12 protein-coding genes, 1 tRNA gene and 2 pseudogenes are annotated in these 16,425 nt (G+C 62.2%); 5 read left to right on the top strand and 10 right to left on the bottom strand.

Annotation, left to right across the window (positions count from 1 at the left end; translation table 11 throughout):
• Positions 1-68 precede the first annotated feature (68 nt).
• Together FAX90_RS11760 and FAX90_RS11755 are read right to left on the bottom strand one after the other, a co-directional pair.
• Positions 69-908: an aldo/keto reductase gene (locus tag FAX90_RS11760; RefSeq protein WP_144097607.1), complete on the bottom strand. Its 840-nt coding sequence runs from the start codon at positions 906-908 to the stop codon at positions 69-71.
• A gap of 144 nt (positions 909-1,052) precedes the next feature.
• On the bottom strand, positions 1,053-1,949 hold the full coding sequence (locus tag FAX90_RS11755; protein ID WP_144097606.1) for an alpha/beta hydrolase: 897 nt from the start codon (positions 1,947-1,949) through the stop codon (positions 1,053-1,055).
• 202 nt (positions 1,950-2,151) lie between these two features.
• Here FAX90_RS11755 and FAX90_RS11750 point away from each other — a divergent pair, with 202 nt between their 5' ends.
• From FAX90_RS11750 to FAX90_RS11735, 4 genes and pseudogenes are all read left to right on the top strand, one after another.
• Positions 2,152-3,441 (top strand): adenylosuccinate synthase, encoded by a 1,290-nt coding sequence (locus FAX90_RS11750; protein ID WP_144097605.1) that lies wholly within the window; start codon positions 2,152-2,154, stop codon positions 3,439-3,441.
• A gap of 115 nt (positions 3,442-3,556) precedes the next feature.
• Positions 3,557-4,558, top strand: coding sequence for a winged helix DNA-binding protein (locus tag FAX90_RS11745; protein WP_144097604.1), 1,002 nt, complete (start codon positions 3,557-3,559; stop codon positions 4,556-4,558).
• A 106-nt stretch (positions 4,559-4,664) separates the two neighbouring features.
• A tRNA-Ser gene (locus FAX90_RS11740) sits at positions 4,665-4,755 on the top strand.
• 186 nt (positions 4,756-4,941) lie between these two features.
• A pseudogene (locus FAX90_RS11735) lies at positions 4,942-5,641 on the top strand (IS6 family transposase).
• Positions 5,642-5,738: 97 nt separating this feature from the next.
• Here the strand turns inward: FAX90_RS11735 and FAX90_RS11730 are convergent.
• From FAX90_RS11730 to FAX90_RS11715, 4 genes are read right to left on the bottom strand one after another with little or no spacing between them, the layout of a single operon-like run.
• Positions 5,739-7,202, bottom strand: a complete 1,464-nt coding sequence (locus FAX90_RS11730; RefSeq protein WP_240704880.1) for a sulfatase family protein — start codon at positions 7,200-7,202, stop codon at positions 5,739-5,741.
• A gap of 49 nt (positions 7,203-7,251) precedes the next feature.
• Complete coding sequence (locus tag FAX90_RS11725) at positions 7,252-9,789, bottom strand: TonB-dependent receptor (protein ID WP_144097603.1); 2,538 nt, start codon at positions 9,787-9,789, stop codon at positions 7,252-7,254.
• A gap of 58 nt (positions 9,790-9,847) precedes the next feature.
• Positions 9,848-10,927 (bottom strand): FecR family protein, encoded by a 1,080-nt coding sequence (locus FAX90_RS11720; protein WP_144097602.1) that lies wholly within the window; start codon positions 10,925-10,927, stop codon positions 9,848-9,850.
• Positions 10,888-11,592, bottom strand: coding sequence for an RNA polymerase sigma factor (locus FAX90_RS11715; protein WP_144097601.1), 705 nt, complete (start codon positions 11,590-11,592; stop codon positions 10,888-10,890). Before FAX90_RS11715 ends, FAX90_RS11720 begins: the two co-directional genes overlap by 40 nt.
• A gap of 20 nt (positions 11,593-11,612) precedes the next feature.
• On the opposite strand from FAX90_RS11715, the pseudogene FAX90_RS16925 reads away from it, so the two are divergent.
• Positions 11,613-11,822 (top strand): annotated as a pseudogene (locus FAX90_RS16925) (IS6 family transposase); the annotation flags it as partial.
• Positions 11,823-12,052: 230 nt separating this feature from the next.
• On the opposite strand, the gene FAX90_RS11705 reads toward FAX90_RS16925, so the two are convergent.
• The 4 genes from FAX90_RS11705 to FAX90_RS11690 are packed head-to-tail and all read right to left on the bottom strand — an operon-like array spanning position 12,053 to position 16,390.
• Positions 12,053-12,865: a hypothetical protein gene (locus FAX90_RS11705; RefSeq protein WP_144097600.1), complete on the bottom strand. Its 813-nt coding sequence runs from the start codon at positions 12,863-12,865 to the stop codon at positions 12,053-12,055.
• The gene (locus FAX90_RS11700; RefSeq protein ID WP_240704879.1) at positions 12,865-14,412 is read right to left on the bottom strand and encodes a hypothetical protein; all 1,548 of its coding nucleotides are present in this window, start codon (positions 14,410-14,412) and stop codon (positions 12,865-12,867) included. Before FAX90_RS11700 ends, FAX90_RS11705 begins: the two co-directional genes overlap by 1 nt.
• A 24-nt stretch (positions 14,413-14,436) precedes the next feature.
• Positions 14,437-15,414, bottom strand: coding sequence for an alpha/beta hydrolase (locus tag FAX90_RS11695; protein ID WP_205700682.1), 978 nt, complete (start codon positions 15,412-15,414; stop codon positions 14,437-14,439).
• On the bottom strand, positions 15,398-16,390 hold the full coding sequence (locus FAX90_RS11690) for an alpha/beta hydrolase (protein ID WP_240704878.1): 993 nt from the start codon (positions 16,388-16,390) through the stop codon (positions 15,398-15,400). The genes FAX90_RS11695 and FAX90_RS11690 overlap by 17 nt, the downstream gene beginning before the upstream one ends.
• Positions 16,391-16,425: the final 35 nt, after the last annotated feature.

Genomic DNA, 16,425 nt, shown 5'->3' with positions numbered 1-16,425 from the left:
CGCTGACCGCACAAAAAAGGGGCCGCGAGAACGGCCCCTTTTTCTTTGTCTGTAATCCCTGTCCGCGATCAGGCGTCGTTGCCGTGCGTCATCGGATCGGGGCCGAGCATGCCCTGCGGGTGGTCGAGCGCGTCGATCCGCGCCATGTGATCGCGGTTCAGCACCACGTTCATGGCATCGAGGTTGTCGCTCATCCGCTCGGGCTTGTCGGTCTTCGGGATCGGCGCGATGCCGTGCTGCAGGTGCCAGCGCAGGATGAGCGATGCGACCGGCACGTCCAGTTCGGCGGCGATCTCGTTCAACACCGGATGGCGGAACAACTGCCCGGAACCGAGCGGGCTCCACGCTTGGGTGACGATGCCCTTGTCGCGATTGTAGGCTCGGACTTCGCGCTGTTGCCACATCGGGTGGACCTGGATCTGGTTCACCGCCGGGGTAACGCCGGTTTCCGCGATCAGGCGGTCGATATGTTCGGGCATGAAGTTCGACACGCCGATCGATTTCACGCGGCCGTCTTCGCGCAGTTCGATCAGCGCCTTCCACGTGTCGACGTAAAGGTCCTTGCCCGGTGCGGGCCAGTGGATCAGCAGGAGATCGACCTCGTCGCGGCCCATGCGGGCCAGCGCTTCGCGGAAGGCGGTCTTCGCCTCGGCATGGCCCTGGCGTTCGTTGGCGATCTTGGTCGTCAGGAAGATGTCGTGCCGCGAACCGACGCCTTTGCCGACCCCTTCCTCGTTATCGTACATCGCCGCGGTATCGATAAGGCGGTAGCCGCGCCTGATCGCTTCGGAGATCGTTTCTTCGGCCTGGTCGTTGGGGATACCATAAGTACCGAGGCCGAATTGCGGCATCTCGCGACCGTCGTTGAGGATGGCAGTGGGAAAAGCTGTCTGTACTGGCTGAGGCATCAAGACTCCAATGGATCGTGAATAGGTGGCGCAGGGGCAGGGGGCCGCCTGAAACGCCGGGTTCGTCTCTCTAGGTGGTTAGCAAGCGCCGGATTTCAACCGCGTGGCGGCTCTGGGGCGCCGGGGCAGGCCCGATCGCGGCGATCAGCGCGCGGTTCCGACCGTGACGGCCAGCCACTCGTCAACCGGCACGGTCGCGGGCGAATCGCTGCGGCCCAGCATGGCGTTGATGAGGTTGTGCCCCTCCATTCCGCGGCCCGGAAAGGCCATGACTTGCGCATCGGTGCCCTCGCGTCTCAGGTCCTCGCCCAGCATCTCGGCCTGACGTTTTGCATCGGGGCGTTCGACGTGCAGAAGAAGGAAGCGGCGGGCGTTCTGGCCGTCGGCATGCCGGGCGGGCGAAAGCTGGTCCTGCCGCGCGGTGCGGCTGCCGAAGGCGATCTGGTAGGCAAAGCCCAGCAGCGGCCCGGCATCGCGAATCTGGACCGGCACGTCGTACGCCGCCCCGTCCAGCAGGACGACACCGGCAATGTCGTCCGGGCGCATGTCGAAACGGTCCAGCCATTGCGGGTCGGTGGCAACCAATGCCGCAAGGTGTGCACCCGCGCTATGCCCCATGAGGACGATGCGCTGCTTGTCGATGCCCAGATCTTTCGAAGAGTCGCGAAGCCGGGCGATGGCGGCGGCCACGTCGCGGGCCTGGTCCTCGATATCGACTTCAGGAAGCAGGCGGTAATTGATGCTGGCGAGAGCATAGCCATTGCCGGTGTAGTGCCGGATCTTGGCCGCGCCGGTCGAATCGGACTTGTCGCCGCCTGCCCAGGCACCGCCATGGACGAACACGATCAGCGGGCGGGGGCCGGAGAAATCCTTGGATGCCGGATAGAAATCCATCGCCTGCAAGGGGTGTGAGCCATAGTCGATCGCCTCACCCGGAATCGTCGTCGCGGTGGCCGCGGCGGCGGGTTTGGCGGGCATCGTCGAGACGAGCGGGGCGGCGACCAGCGCGCCGAGGGCGAGAGTAAGGGCAGCGATACGCATGGCACCTTCGATAGAATGGCAAAGCTTTACCGCTCCCGAACGAAACGATCATGCGCTTGTCGCTTGACTTCACGCGCCGCCAGCCTCTAACGCGCGCGGCGCATCCGGGGGCGATCCATTGCCTCCGAACGTCCATCCCTCGTGCCGAGTCCTGTCGAAGGGCGCGAAGCGGATCCACCGGGCAGGGGGAAGGACTCTATCCATGGCAAACGTCACCGTGATCGGCGCCCAGTGGGGCGACGAGGGTAAAGGCAAGATCGTCGACTGGCTGGCCAGCCGCGCCGATGCCGTCGTCCGCTTTCAGGGCGGCCACAACGCGGGCCACACCCTCGTCGTGGGCGAGAAGGTCTACAAGCTATCGCTGCTGCCTTCGGGCATCGTCACCGGCACGCTGTCCCTCATCGGGAACGGCGTCGTGCTAGACCCCTGGGCGCTGAAGTCCGAGATCGAGAAGCTGGAAGGCCAGGGCGTCGTCATCAATGACGAGAATTTCGCCATTGCCGACAATTGCCCGCTGATCCTGCCGCTGCACCGCGACCTCGACGGCCTGCGCGAACAAGCCGCGGGCAAGGGCAAGATCGGCACCACGGGTCGCGGCATCGGTCCTGCCTATGAGGACAAGGTCGGCCGCCGCGCGATCCGCGTGTGCGATCTCGATCACCTCGACGATCTCGCGCCGCAGATCGACCGTCTCTGCGCCCATCATGATGCGCTGCGTGCAGGCTTCGGGCAGGAGCCGATCGATCGCGATCAGCTGATCGCCGACCTCAAGGAAATCGCACCCTTCGTGTTGCAATACGCGCAGCCGGTTTGGAAGCGCCTGAAGAAGGTCCGCAAGGCGGGCGCGCGCATCCTGTTCGAAGGTGCGCAGGGCGTCCTGCTCGACGTCGATCACGGCACTTATCCCTTCGTCACCAGCTCGAACACGGTTTCGGGCACGGCGGCCAGTGGCTCGGGCCTCGGCCCCAATTCGACCGGCTTCGTGCTGGGCATCGTGAAGGCCTACACCACCCGCGTCGGCTCGGGCCCGTTCCCGACCGAGCTTGACGATGCCGACGGTCAGCGCCTTGGCGAGCGTGGCCATGAATTCGGCACCGTGACCGGGCGCCAGCGCCGCTGCGGCTGGTTCGACGCTGTGCTGGTGCGCCAGACTTGCGCGATTTCGGGTGTGACCGGCATCGCGTTGACGAAGCTCGACGTGCTCGACGGGTTCGAGACGGTGAAGATCTGCACCGGCTATCGCCTCAACGGCAAGATCCTCGACTATCTGCCCAGCCACGCGGGCGATCAGGCGCGGGTCGAACCGATCTACGAGGAAATCGAGGGCTGGAAAGGCACGACCGCCGGCGCGCGTTCTTGGGCCGATCTTCCGGCGCAGGCGATCAAGTACATCCAGCGCGTGCAGGAACTGATCGAAACGCCTGTGGCGCTGGTTTCCACCAGTCCCGAGCGTGAAGACACGATCCTGGTGCGCGACCCGTTCATGGACTGAGGCCTTTAATGGACTGAAAACAGGTGTTTCGATCCGGAACGGATCAGAAACATCCTTGACTTGTTTTCAATTTGTTCTCTACTTGTTCGTGTTTAGAACAGGGGAGCACGATTCCATGTCTCAGGCCGCCGAAGCATTCCTATTCGACGAGACGGCCCCGGCCCAACGCCCCGCGCGTTCGGCCGCGGCCGGTATCTCCATCTTTGCTAGCCGCGATGCGGTGCGTTCGGCGCTTTGCGATCACGCGCTGGAACTTGGACTGGTGCTGCGACAGGCCGAACCGCTTGCCCGCCTGACGGGTGGAGACGCTCTTGTGTTGGGCGATGTCGTGATCGTCGATGCCCCGATCATCGATGCCGAACTGCTTGCCGCTCTCGCCCGGCTCGACATGCGCGCCGCGCGCAGCGGGTGCCAGATGATCGTATCGACCGCGCCTGATGCGCTCGACAGCGTGTTCGGTTGCGTGGACCAGTCGTCGGCCCAGATCCTCGTCTCTCCGTCAGAGAGTGAGCGGGCGCTGGCTCTGGGCACCGCATTGTCCCGCCTGCCTGTGGGCACGGTAAACGAACTGACGGGTGAAGACCGTCTCGCGCTCGTCCGCCTGACCGAACAGGTGGAACTGCTCGCGCGCAAGATGGACGGCTTCACCGGGCAGGATGACCTGCTTCCCGGCGAACGCGAAGAAGACAGCCGCTCGGTCCGCTCGCCAGGGCTTTCCTACATGGCTCCCGAGACGCAGCAGGCGGCACCTCGTCCGGATGGCGATGTGGCCCTGCCGTCGCCCGTCTTGGTTCGCGAAATCATCCGCCAGCGTCAGCTGCGCGCGCGCTTCTTCGAAGGCGATCTTTTCGCCGACCCTGCATGGGACATCCTGCTCGACCTCACCGCCGCAAAGGCAGAGGGACAGCAGGTCAGCGTGTCCAGCCTGTGCATCGCGGCCTGCGTCCCGCCGACGACGGCGCTGCGCTGGATCGGGCAGATGACCGAATCCGGACTGCTGGACCGCGTGCGCGATCCGCAGGACCGCCGCCGCGCTTTCATCGAACTCAGCGACAAGGCTGCGCGCGCCATGGCCGCCTATTTTCACCGCCTCGACAACGGGGCGGCGGTGGTTTGAAGGTAACGATGACAAGGCCAGGTAATTCAGTGCGTAAAAAGCGTGATGATTGCCTTGCCTTGTCGCGATTGCGGCGCTAGTTCGCCCCCTCTGCCGTCAGGCATGCGGAGCGGTGGCCGAGTGGTCGAAGGCGCACGCCTGGAAAGTGTGTATACGGTAACCCCGTATCGAGGGTTCGAATCCCTCTCGCTCCGCCATTCACCCCAGCACTAGTCTCTGTTAGTGAGACCCCTGCGCAGAGTCGCGGAACAGGCCGGTTTGCGGGTCGCAATCCGTAACGCTTACGAGAATGGCGGCATGTCTCTGGCGCTATCAGGCGCGTCGGCCTTGTCAGAGCAAATGCACCTGATTGAAAATTGAGTGTTCGAGGGTAGGGCAATTGGATGCCTCGTCCTCGAAAACCGGCCAGTCCGTTCCGCTACTTCAACTCCTCACCCGAGATCATCCGGCTCGCAGTCCTGATCTATGTCCGGTTTCCGCTGTCACTGAGGAACGTCGAAGATCTGCTGTTCGAACGAGGCATCCACATATGCCATGAGACGGTTCGGATGTGGTGGAAACCGGTTCGGTCCGATGTTCGCCGCGGATATTCGTAGGCAACGTGTCAGCCGGATGAAGGGCTCAAGGCATTGGCACTGGCACCTCGACGAGGTCTTCGTGCAGATCAACGGCGAGCGACATTACCTCTGGCGCGCCGTCGATCACGAAGGTGAAGTGCTGGAGAGCTTCGTCACGAAGAGACGGGACAAGGCTGCGGCTCTGGAGTTCATGAAGAAGGCGCTGAAGCGACACGGAAGAGCTGAGACAATCGTCACGGATGGGATGCGTTCGTACCCTGCTGCTATGCGGGAACTTGGAAATCTTGAACGTCGCGAGATGGGAAGGTGGTTCAACAACCGTGCCGAGAATTCACACCTGCCATTTCGACGAAGAGAGCGAGCGATGCAGCGATTTCGGCGCATGAAGTCATTGCAAAAGTTCGCCTCGGTTCATGCCTCTTTTCACAACCACTTCAATTCCGAACGCCACCTCGTCGATCGACAGACCTCTAAGACCCGCCGCTTGGCCCCCTTGGCCGAGTAGCAGAAGCTCGTGGGCTAAGATCGGCTGCTTCCAGGGGTCGTCGTGTCAATCGGAGACGAGTTGCTGTTAAACTGACACCACCCCTTCCAGTTCCAGACTACTCCAGCCCCGGCGTCATCCTACGCTGCGTAACGCCGAAATGATCAGCCAGGTCCTTGCCGGTAAAACCGCTGGTGAATGCTTCTAGGTCGAGCGGCAGCATCCGCCTCTCCCAATCTTTGTACTTCTTCACGAGATCCTGGTAGATGTCCGGACGGCGCTCTTTCATGTTCGCACGCTCCAGCGGGTCATCCGCGACGTTGAACAGAAACGTGTTGTCGAGAATCTTAAGGTATTTCCAGTCACCGCTGCGACAGGCCTCCTGGGTGAGGTTGAGATAGCGCCAGCAAAGCGTGCGGGATGTCGGTGCGGCACCTGCAAGCACGGCGCTGAGGTCGATGCCATCGGGTGGATAGGCCGGGTCGGGCCAGGTGCCGGCAAGCGAGAGCAGCGTCGGCACCCAGTCCATGGTCATCATGGTCTGGTCGCTCTTGCTGCCCGCCGGAATATGACGCGGATATTGCACGATCGCGGGTATGCGCAGGCCGCCTTCGAGAAGCTCGGTCTTCTTGCCGGAGAAAGGCCAGGTATCGGAAAAGCGTTCTCCGCCATTGTCACTGGTAAAGACGACGATGGTGTCGTCGCTCATCCCCGCGGCCTCGATCGCGCTAAGGATTTGCCCGATCTGTTCGTCCATCGCGGTGACCATGCTGGCGTAAACTTCGGCCGAGCCACCGTCCAGATGCTGGTAATCGAGGCTGGGGTCAGCCTGCAGACGCTGCGATTCCGCCTGATCCTCTGGCCCTTCCCATGGCCAGTGGGGCGCGGTGAAATGCAGGCTCAGGAAAAACGGTGTGTCGTCATCGCGATGGCTCTCGATGATTTCGATGGCCTTACGCCCCAGGAGTTCGGTCGCATAGCCCGGCTCAACGATCTCCTCTTCGTCGTCCCAAAAGTCGCGTTTGCCCATGAGGCTGTGGCTGAAATAGTCGATCGCACCGCCGCGAAGGCCCCAGAAGTGGTCGTAACCGCTCAGTCTTGGACCGTAATCGGGAAGTTCGCCGAGATGCCATTTCCCGACCAGGTAGGTCCGATACCCCGCGCGGCCGAGCATTGACGGCAATGTCGGATGCGAGGGAGGAAGGCCGACATCGCGGGTGTGAATCAGCGGTTCTTCCAGGCCGATCGCGAGCCGATCCTGATAACGCCCGGTCATCAGTGCCGTGCGCGTGGCCGAACAGACGGCCGAGTTGGCGTAACCTTGCGTGAAGAGCATTCCGCGCGCCGCGATGGAATCGATCGCGGGTGTCGCGTAATCGCGCCGCCCGTAACAACTCACGTCCGCATAGCCGAGATCGTCGGCCAGAATGAACACGATGTTGGGACGCCGACGGCGCCCCAACATCGTTGCAGAAGCGTTGCTTGCACCTGCGGCGGCAAGGCTGATCGTCGCAGTGCCGATCAGCGCCTGGCGGCGTGTCATGCGGTGGCGCTGCGATCCAGCTTCGGGGCGAAGCTTCATTTGCGATTCCTCGACTCTCGGATTCTGACGGAATTGAACATCATTGGGATCAGAAGCTTACGCCCACGCGCACGCCGTATTCGGCGCCGAAGGCCGGCGCGATGAAATCGCCGAAGACGTTCGCGACACCATAGCTGTAGTATTCGGTGTTGAAGATGTTTCGGCCGAAGACGGTGATGCGATACTTCTCGTCTTCGCCGATCGCGACGTAGGCCGAGGCGTTTACCAGTGTGTAGCTATCTTGCCGAAAGCGGTTCGCGAATTCGTTGTAAAAGCCGTCATTGTAATAGACGTTGGCCGCACCCCCGACCTTGCCGAACGAAGTGGGCACGTCTGCGCGGCCACCGACCGAGAAGGTGAACTCCGGTGCGCGGGGCAAGCGGTTGCCAGCCGCATTCCCGAATGTCGACGTATTGACGAAGGGCGGCGGTGTTCCAGTAAAATTCGGATTCGGCGCGGTCAATTCCGCCCCCGGGAAATCTCGGAACTTCGCATCGACATAGGAGAAGCTGGCGTCGAAGCTTAAAATATCGGTCGGATACCAGTTCGCTTCCAGTTCGAAACCCTTCGACCGCGCCTTGGCGGCATTGCGCAGTATCGCTTTCCCGTCGGTCTGGCTCGTCAGCTGAAGATCGCTGTAATTATAATAGAATGCAGCCCCGTTGAGCCGGAAGCTATAGCCGAATTCCGACTTGAAACCGACTTCGAAAGAATCGAGCGTTTCGGGATCGACGGGGTCGCCTGCCACTGTGAATACGCCGAAAATGCCGCTCTTGAAGCCCCGGCTGTACGAGCCGTAGACCATGATGTCATCGTTGAGCCGCTGGTTGAGAACGGCCCGGTAGGTCGGTTCGGTATATTTGGCAGACAATTCGACCACCGGCGGAGTTATCACTGTTCCGCCGACCGTGGTCAGCACCTGTGAACCGGTGAAAGTCCGCTCATCACGCGTCAGCCGCGCGCCCACTGTCAGGTTGGTGCTGTCGGTGAAATTCAGAACTGCTTCGCCGAACACGGAATAGGACTTGGTGTTCTGTTCGTTCGTGCGATCGATGCTGCTGTAGGGTCCACCCGGGGCTGGCAATACAGGAACGCCCGGGCCGCCGATCGCGAATGGATAAACTCCCGCACGGTTGTCCATGTAATACAGCCCGCCGATCCATTCGAGGAAGCCGCCCTGCGCAGATGTCAGTTGAAGCTCGGCCGTGAACGTGTCGCTTTCCAACGGCAGGTCGATATTGATGAAGGGGATCGGGTCGGAAATCTGATCGTTGCTGGCGAACGTGCGGTTCTCGCGATAGGATACGAGACCCATCAGGTCGACACCACCAAGGTCGAGCTCGGCCCGGGCGTATCCGCCCCACTGCTCGTTGCTGGAGGGGTGCGATTGCGCCTGGTTGATGCTCCAGAAATTCTCTGGCGGCGGCGTGCCGAACGATGTCGTCGAACCTTCCGGAATCCTGAGGTTGCTGCCGAGATCGGTATCGGTCTTGGCGTAGTCGGCTGAAAGGGTGAGGGACAGATCGCTCGATGGTTCGACCAGAATCTTGGTGCGTACGACCCGTTCGTTTCGATAGGTCGCATCCTCGCCGGTCACCAGGTTGGTGCCGAAGCCCTTGCCCTGCTCGCGCAGAAGCCCCGCGAAATCGATGGCTATCGTGTCGCTTAGCGGTCCGCTAAGATAACCCTTGAGCTCGACCGTTTCCTTGTTGCCATAGCTGACTGAAAAGTCCCCGGTGGGCGTGAAGCTTGGCGTGCGGGTGATGACGTGGATCAGGCCGCCGGTCGCATTGCGGCCGAACAACGTGCCTTGCGGCCCGCGCAGCACCTCGATCCGGTCAATATTGGCCAGCGCGAGGACCGCGCCATGGGCATCGGGCTGATAGACACCATCGACATAGACAGCGACCGCCCCTTCGGCACCGGGTGCCGAGTTGTAATTGCCGACGCCGCGGATGATCGGCGCGATGCTGGACAACTGGCGGGTCACGTTAAGGCCGGGCACCGCTGCGCTGAGATCCGCCGTCGTCGTAATCCCGCCGGAAACCAGAGCGTCGGATGTTACGGCAGTGATCGAAACCGGAACGTCCTGCAGGTTTTGCTCGCGCTTCTGCGCGGTGACGACGATTTCCCAAGCGGCTGGCTTGGTCTCGGCCTCATCCGCCTTGAGCGCGGGGAGCGGTGCAGGAGCCGGAGTGGGCTGCGCACTTGCCTTTACATAGGCAGCCCGCTTCGCACGCACGGCAAGCGTATCCGGAGACGGCCAGACCGTAACGACATTCTGGTTTCCGACCAGCCGGCGAAGTGCTTCGGCGCGGGTGAATGTCCCGACGACCGGATTTGCAGGCAGGGTCTTGATCTCTGCCACGTTGACGACGAGCTGGATGCCAGCCTGCTTCGCAAAGGTAGTCAGCGCCGTGTTAAGGTCGTTGCTGCGAATATCGAAACGCTGGGCCTTCTCCGCATTCGGCGAAGCGCTGATTTGCTGCTTGGCTTGGGCTGGAACGGCAACCGCAATTGCCAGCAGGCTGCTTAATGGAAGGGCCACGCCCCATGCTGCGCGGTACAAGGACCCCGATGTCTTCATATTCCCCTCCGTTTTGTTTCCGGCTGCTTGCCGGTTACAACAGGAACGCCGCACGGCTTCAGATTGGGAGGGAAATCCGAGTTTTTTTTGCGATGGGCGTAGCCAGCGGGACGTTCGCTCCGTTCGACCGTAGCCGGATCACGGCCGGATTGCTCGTGTCGACACGGATATCGAAGGCGACAGCAAGCCCTGCCAGCCAGTTTTCGATGTCCGCCGTCCGGATCGATCCACTGACGCGTATTTCGCCCACCCCTTCGTCTATTGTGATCGGCCGCGGTGAATATCGATTGAGGTCGCCTACAATGGTCTTCAGTGTGGCATCCTCGTAACTGAACTGGCCATCCCGCCAGGCAAGGACTCGCTGGACATCGACCGGTGCGGGCTCGCTCACTGTTCCGTCTGCCAGAACGTGCATCTGCGTGCCTGCCCGCATACGGACATCGAGCGGTAGTGCGGCATTTGTGGCGGCGACTTCCACCACGCCGTGCACCAGCGTAACCGTCATGTTATCAGCATTGCGATCAACGTCGAACGCCGTGCCAAGCGCGGTTATCATGCCATTGCCGCTCCTGACCACGAAGGGCCTTTCGCGATCCCTGGCGACATTGAACAGGGCCTGCCCCTCCACCAACTCAAGCCGGCGGGCATCCTGACGATAGGCGACAGTCAGTTTTGTCTGCCCGCCCAATACGACGCTGCTTCCATCGGGCAGCACAACCGTTCGGGTTTCGCCGATCGCAGTCGCATAGCGATCGGTGAAGGCGAGACTGCTGGCGGCATCGGGGCGCGACTGAAGAAAGCCGCCATTCATGACCAGCATGGCGATCGAGGCGATAGCCAGGAAGAGGCTTGCCGCAACGATCCAGCGATGCGCCGATGCCGGCCTATATCGTGTCGCTGTCGGACGAAACTCGTCGAAGCCATCGGGCTGTTGATCCCACAGGTCGAGCACCTTTTGCGCCCTGTCCAGTGCAGCCTGGTTTTCCGGTGCGCGCGCAGCCCACGCCAGTGCCTCCTCCACCATGTCGAGCGTCGCATCGGGATCATGGAGGATCGCGACATAAAACGCGGCCTTGTCATGCGTGTCGGGGGCGGTGTTCATTGCCCTTCCTCCCGTTCCAGCAACCGGGCGGCACAATGTTTGATCGCTTTGATCACGTGCTTTCGAACCATGCTCTGGCTCACACCCATGTCCCGCGCGATGTCTTCATATTCATGGCCATGGACGCGATGACGGACGAACGCCTCGCGGCATTTTGCCGGCAGCTCCTTCAGGCTTTCCTGCACAACCTCAAGCTGCTCACGCGCTTCCAGAACGCGATCTGGAACTTCTGCGGTGGAAATGTCGTCATCGACATCACTGGAATAGGCCTTCAGCATCGTCCTGCGGCGCATCCGTCCGCGAACCAGGTCGTTCGCGATGTTGCGGGCCGTCACGAAAAGCAGCGCGTCCAGATTCTCGCAATGCAGCGTTTCTCGGCGTTCCCAAAGGCGGACGAAGGTTGCCTGCACCACGTCATCCGCTGCGACGCGATCGCCAAGGCGATACCGCAGATAGGCTGACAACGTGGCACGCTTGCGACGAAATGCATCGTCCAGCGCAGCCGAAACCGACGACGTCGCATGCGCGAACATCGGAACGACGTTTGACGTCTCGATACGATTTTTCCCAGACTGCACCATTGCGTACCTACCAACGCTATAACGCCGCAGCTCGGTGATATGGGAACAAAATTCTGCGGCTCGTGGATTGTAATGAGATGGCAGGGCCCTGTCAGAGCAAATACACCTGCTGGTAAGCACTGAGTGGGCGGGCCGGCCTCATGCTCAGACCGCGCAAGCCAGCCAGCCCGTTCCGCTATTTCAGCTCCTCGCCTGAAGTCATCCGGCTCGTGGTGATGATGTACGTCCGGTTCCCGCTGAGCCTGCGGAACGTCGAGGACCTGCTGTTTGAGCGTGGCTACGATCTTAGTCACGAGACGGTTCGGTTGTGGTGGAACCGGTTCGGTCCGATGTTCGCGGCAGTCATTCGCCTCCGTGCACGCTTCCTTCCACAACCATTTCAATTCGGAACGCCACCTCGTCGATCGACAGACTTACAAGGCTTGCCGCTCTGCTGCGTTTGCAGAGTGGCAAAACCTTGCGGCATAAAGGCGTGATCTTTCGGAGATCCTTGCGCCAAGTGGAGACGAGTTGTCATCCGACTTACAGCACCGTTCAGCGTTCAATGACCCGATCGGTAGTTCGACTGCCGGATGCACCTCTAGCGCGATGCCGACACGCGAAGTTCGGCGCGGCGGCTTTGCCAATCTGCCTTGCCTGTCGGCTTTGCGACGTCATCGATGACTTCGAGTTTTATCGAACCCTCCGCCGCACCGAGCCCGATCAGGATACCGGCAATCTTTTCGCCGCGAAGGCGTGCCATGTCTTCGCGCTCTGTAAGGACCTCGCCATTGTCCAGCAAAGTGGCCCCGCGAAATGCACGAACCGAGATTGTCGTACCGGGCGTGGATTTCGCCAGCCGCGCAAGCTCCAGCAATTTCATGGCATCCGGGCCGGAGGCGCGATCGCGTTCGAAGGGAAAGTAGATCGTCTCTGTCCGGCCCAGCGCCACTTTGGGCACAGGCAAAGCGGGCAGGCGCATGATCTGCAACGAACGAGACGGATCGGCCAGGATCATCGCGCGCTGTTCGTCGGTGATGCCCGGCCTGCGACCCAGTTTGAGTGCGAGAATGTCCGGGGTGGCAGGCGCGATTTCGCTGCATTCGAGCGAGAGTTCCGGCATGACCGATGCGCGCCCGTCAATGCGCACGCCGCCGCATTCCTGCGCGCTGTCGTCGACGACGCCTTCGACCAGCAACTTGTGGCCCAATTGCGGCTTGCCCCAGTCTATCGGCAGCGCCACGCCGTATCGCACGCCGGCATGCACCACGAAAAAACAGACGTCGCTGCGATCGCCGGTATCCTGCGCCACCGGGCAGGTGACGAAGCTGAGATGCTGCTGCGCGGTTGCCTGCGCGGAAATGGCAAGCGAACCGAGCGCGAGCCATGAACAGATCGGACGCATGGGAAGCATCACAAGACACTCATGAAGTTGATCAGGTCCTGCTTTTCCTGATCGGTGTAACCGATGTTGAAGCGGCGGTCGTAGAAATCCACCATCTCGCGCAAGGTGTCGGAATCGCCGCCCATGAAATAGGGCGCACGGGCAGCAAGGCCGCGCATCTGCTGTGTCATGCTGGCGCCGATGTCCCGGCACTTGCCGGTGACGAGGGCGCGCCCCGGATCGTGCGTGTAGATGACCCGGCCCAGATAGGACTGCGGCACGGCGTCGTCGTGGCACGTCGCCTTGAACAGGGGAAGATCGTCCCGCTTATTCCACGGCCAGTTGTTCAGCCCCAGGTCCATGAAGCCCGGTGCCAGGTCCATGCCCGTCAGCACCGTGTTGTGACAGCCCGATGCGCAGCTGCGCTTGAAGGGGTTGCCCAGCCCCTTGTCATTGTAGACGCCGACGTCCTTGATGAAGAACCGCTTGTCGAAGAATACGTTGGCCCCGCGCGCCACGGATGCGCGAAATTCTTGCTTCGGGGTCGGTTTCGCGCCTGCCTTGCTTTCCGGGTTGAGCCACATGTCGAATGTGCCGAAAACGCGGTTCACCGGATTGTTGCCCAACTCTCCGGGCGGGCCGTCGCGCAAGGCTTCGGGGCCGAGACCCGGCGGATTGCCAGGGCCGCCCAGTTCTCCGGCCCGGTTGCTGTAGCCCTGCGCCACGTAGATCGCGCGTTCGAACGCCTCGATCTGGAGAAGCTCGTCCTCCGTCAGGTCGGCCAGCATTTCCAGATGGGTGAATCCCGCATCGCCCGCCTGGCCGCGCAAGGTGGGCAGCCTGCCGTCCGACATGAGCTGGACCGAGACGAATTCGCCCGTTTCGGGATCCTTGGGCAGCAGCGTCTTGTCGTTGTAGAGGAAATATTCGTGCGGGGTCACGCCGTGCGGCAGGCTGAGCATGTACTTCATGTTCGCCACCGGTCGCGGCCGACGGAACACCGATACGGTCGGATTGGCGCTGGTGAGGCCGTATTGCGGATCGAGATTGCATCCCGTCGGGTCGCTGACGACTTCCAGTTCGAATTCGCGCTCTATCTCGCTCCCGTCGGCGGCCTTGGGCGGCCATGGGCGGGCGATGCGGAAAAGCCCCTTGGTCAGCAGCAGCGAATGCGATGCTTTCTCGCCCTGGGGCAGGCTCGGGCAGTTGGAGCCGTCGATGGCCGCGAACAGCGGGTCCTTGCCGCCGGTGGCATCCCACCGTTCGCGCGCGGTCTTTGCCGAAAGGCTCATCGCGTCGGTCGGCTGATGACAGGTGACGCAGGCACGCCCGTTCTCTCCGATCGGCGCGAAGAAGGGGTGGTTCGCAGTGTTGATCGGATCGCCGGTATTGATGAGGCGAAGGCGTCCCTCGGCGTTGGGGAATTCGAGCGCGTCACCGATCACGTGCTCCTCGCCCGGTGACCACCACTGGCTTTCGCCGTAGTCGCCGCTCTGGCTCATGGCGGAAGCGCCGAAAACCAGCGTCGTGCCGACAAGCAGCATTCTCGACATCCGGTGCAGCGACAAGGGGCTCACTGTGCGTCTCTCGGCATAGGTTCGTTACGATGGCTCTTTATCATATCCATCCTGAACCGCACTTATTCGGCCTTCAATCAGCCCGCGCTCGTACATCCAGTCGATCAGGCGGCCGCCCCAAAGGTCGGGCGTCATCGTGAAATTGGGCACGTCGTATATGTGCAGTTCGGCCGGTTTGCGCTGATCGTTCCACATCCGGAACAGGGCGAGCAGACCGTCGGTCACCGGGCCGTGCCATGCCTCCGTTATCAGGAACAGCGGCGGGGCATCTTGCGGCACCGCGATATCCTGAAGCGCGGGTCCGAAGTTGGAGACGATGAAATCGGGCATCGCGCCATCCGCACCTGCCATCATCGTGCCGAACGCAACGCCGCCCCCGGCAGACGTGCCGAACATGCCGACGCGATCGGGATCGATATGCCACTCCCCGGCCTTGCTGCGCACCAGCCGTAGCGCGGCCTGTCCATCGGCCACGGCAAGGCGCAGCACTTCGTTCATCGCAGGGTCGTTTGGCGAAGGGTTTGCATTGGCGTTGCGGATTTCCATCTTCGGAAATTCTACCGGTGCGGACGAAGGCGGACGCGGCGCCGTGGCCTTGGCAACTTGTTCGGGCGACAGCTGCAACGTGCGATATTCCAGCACGATCACGGCGACGCCTTCTTCGTTCAGCATCGCGATCGTGTCGTGCATGTCGATGCCGATGCTCAGCTGGCGCAGGCCGCCGCCCGGCAGCATGACGATCGCCGCGCCATCGGCCTTGTCGGGTTCCGGCAGGAACACCCGCAATCGCGGCTGGGTGGTGTTATAGCGAACTTCCCTGCCATCCTCGCAGTGCACCACCAACGGCTCCGACCAATCCTGAGAGCCAGCGGCGGGGCCATTATAGAGGTCCATCGTGTCCTGTTGCGCCAACGCGGGCGTGGCAGGGGCGAAGGCGAGCATGGCCGCCGCCAGACCGGGCACGAGAAGCTTGCGCAGGACCATGTCAGAGGCCTTTCGCATCGTAAGTCCATTCCGGGGCTCGGCACAGGCCGCAATCGGCTCCGACGAACCAGCGCGAGGCGGCCTCATTCCCGCGCAGCTGCCATTCCAGCCACTGCACCGCGACCGGCGCGACCTTGCCGCCGTTCGGGTCACGAAAAGTGCCGCTGTGGCCCACGTCGAGGTTGGCCACGGCCACGGGCACGTGATCGATGCGGGCAAAGTCGTCCATGCCGTTGGGATAGGCGATATCGCTCTCCCCGCCCAGAATATAGAGAACCGGCGTATGGATGCGGTTCAGTGCTTCCTTGGCGACGGAAAAGCCGGTGATGGGGTTGAACGCGCTGGGATCGAGCACGCCGCTGTTATGAACGATGGCCGTCGCGATGCGCGGATCGGAGGCCACGCTGATCGCCTGCAACCCGCCGCAGCTATGCCCGGCAACCGCGACCTTCTTCGGATCGATGCGACCGTAAAACGGGCTGTCGGCCCGCTGGTTTTCCGCGAGGATCCAGTCCAGCTCTGACAGCAGGTCGGCCGGCAACGTCTGGACAGGTGGGAAGGCACCTTCGCGGGTCGGCGCTTCACGCGGCGGGGCGGGCAGGGCGCCGGGGCCGCTATAGGCCTTGCCGGGCGCAATCGCGATATAGCCGTGCGATGCTATCTCCAGCAGGTGAAAACGGGCAGAAGTGGCATCGGCAGAGCATCCGCCGTTCCCCCACAGTACTACGCCAAGCTTGCCAGCCACCGGCGCGTCCAGATCCTGCGGGCGATAGACGATGTGGTCTGGAAGATCGGGCCGAACATCCCGCATGGCGGGGTAGGGGCCGGTGCCCGGCGCATCGGGTGCGACGGCGAAGGCGGCATCGGATGCTGCTCGCGCTTCAGATGGCGCGCCGTGTATCGCGGGCTTGTCGGCATGCGAGCAGCCAGCCAGCACCGCCGACAGGCCGAGGAAGGCGTAGCGCAGCGGTGCAGGTCTCACATTTGTCTCCATGAAAAAGAAATGGCCGGCAAGTGAGGGAACTTGCC

The organism is Croceicoccus sediminis, from assembly GCF_007570835.1.
In the GTDB taxonomy this organism is placed as follows: Bacteria; Pseudomonadota; Alphaproteobacteria; order Sphingomonadales; family Sphingomonadaceae; genus Croceicoccus; species Croceicoccus sediminis.
The sequence above is the reverse complement of the archived record's forward strand: the minus strand, read 5'-3'. Positions and strand labels throughout refer to the sequence as shown.

Excerpts from the sequence above, each read along its gene's own strand:
- FAX90_RS11695 (WP_205700682.1), bottom strand. The coding sequence starts at position 15,414 with ATGCGAAAGGCCTCTGACATGGTCCTGCGCAAGCTTCTCGTGCCCGGT.
- FAX90_RS11745 (WP_144097604.1), top strand. The coding sequence starts at position 3,557 with ATGTCTCAGGCCGCCGAAGCATTCCTATTCGACGAGACGGCCCCGGCC.
- FAX90_RS11725 (WP_144097603.1), bottom strand. The coding sequence starts at position 9,789 with ATGAAGACATCGGGGTCCTTGTACCGCGCAGCATGGGGCGTGGCCCTT.
- FAX90_RS11730 (WP_240704880.1), bottom strand. The coding sequence starts at position 7,202 with ATGAAGCTTCGCCCCGAAGCTGGATCGCAGCGCCACCGCATGACACGC.
- FAX90_RS11755 (WP_144097606.1), bottom strand. The coding sequence starts at position 1,949 with ATGCGTATCGCTGCCCTTACTCTCGCCCTCGGCGCGCTGGTCGCCGCC.
- FAX90_RS11760 (WP_144097607.1), bottom strand. The coding sequence starts at position 908 with ATGCCTCAGCCAGTACAGACAGCTTTTCCCACTGCCATCCTCAACGAC.
- FAX90_RS11705 (WP_144097600.1), bottom strand. The coding sequence starts at position 12,865 with ATGCTTCCCATGCGTCCGATCTGTTCATGGCTCGCGCTCGGTTCGCTT.
- FAX90_RS11750 (WP_144097605.1), top strand. The coding sequence starts at position 2,152 with ATGGCAAACGTCACCGTGATCGGCGCCCAGTGGGGCGACGAGGGTAAA.
- FAX90_RS11690 (WP_240704878.1), bottom strand. The coding sequence starts at position 16,390 with ATGGAGACAAATGTGAGACCTGCACCGCTGCGCTACGCCTTCCTCGGC.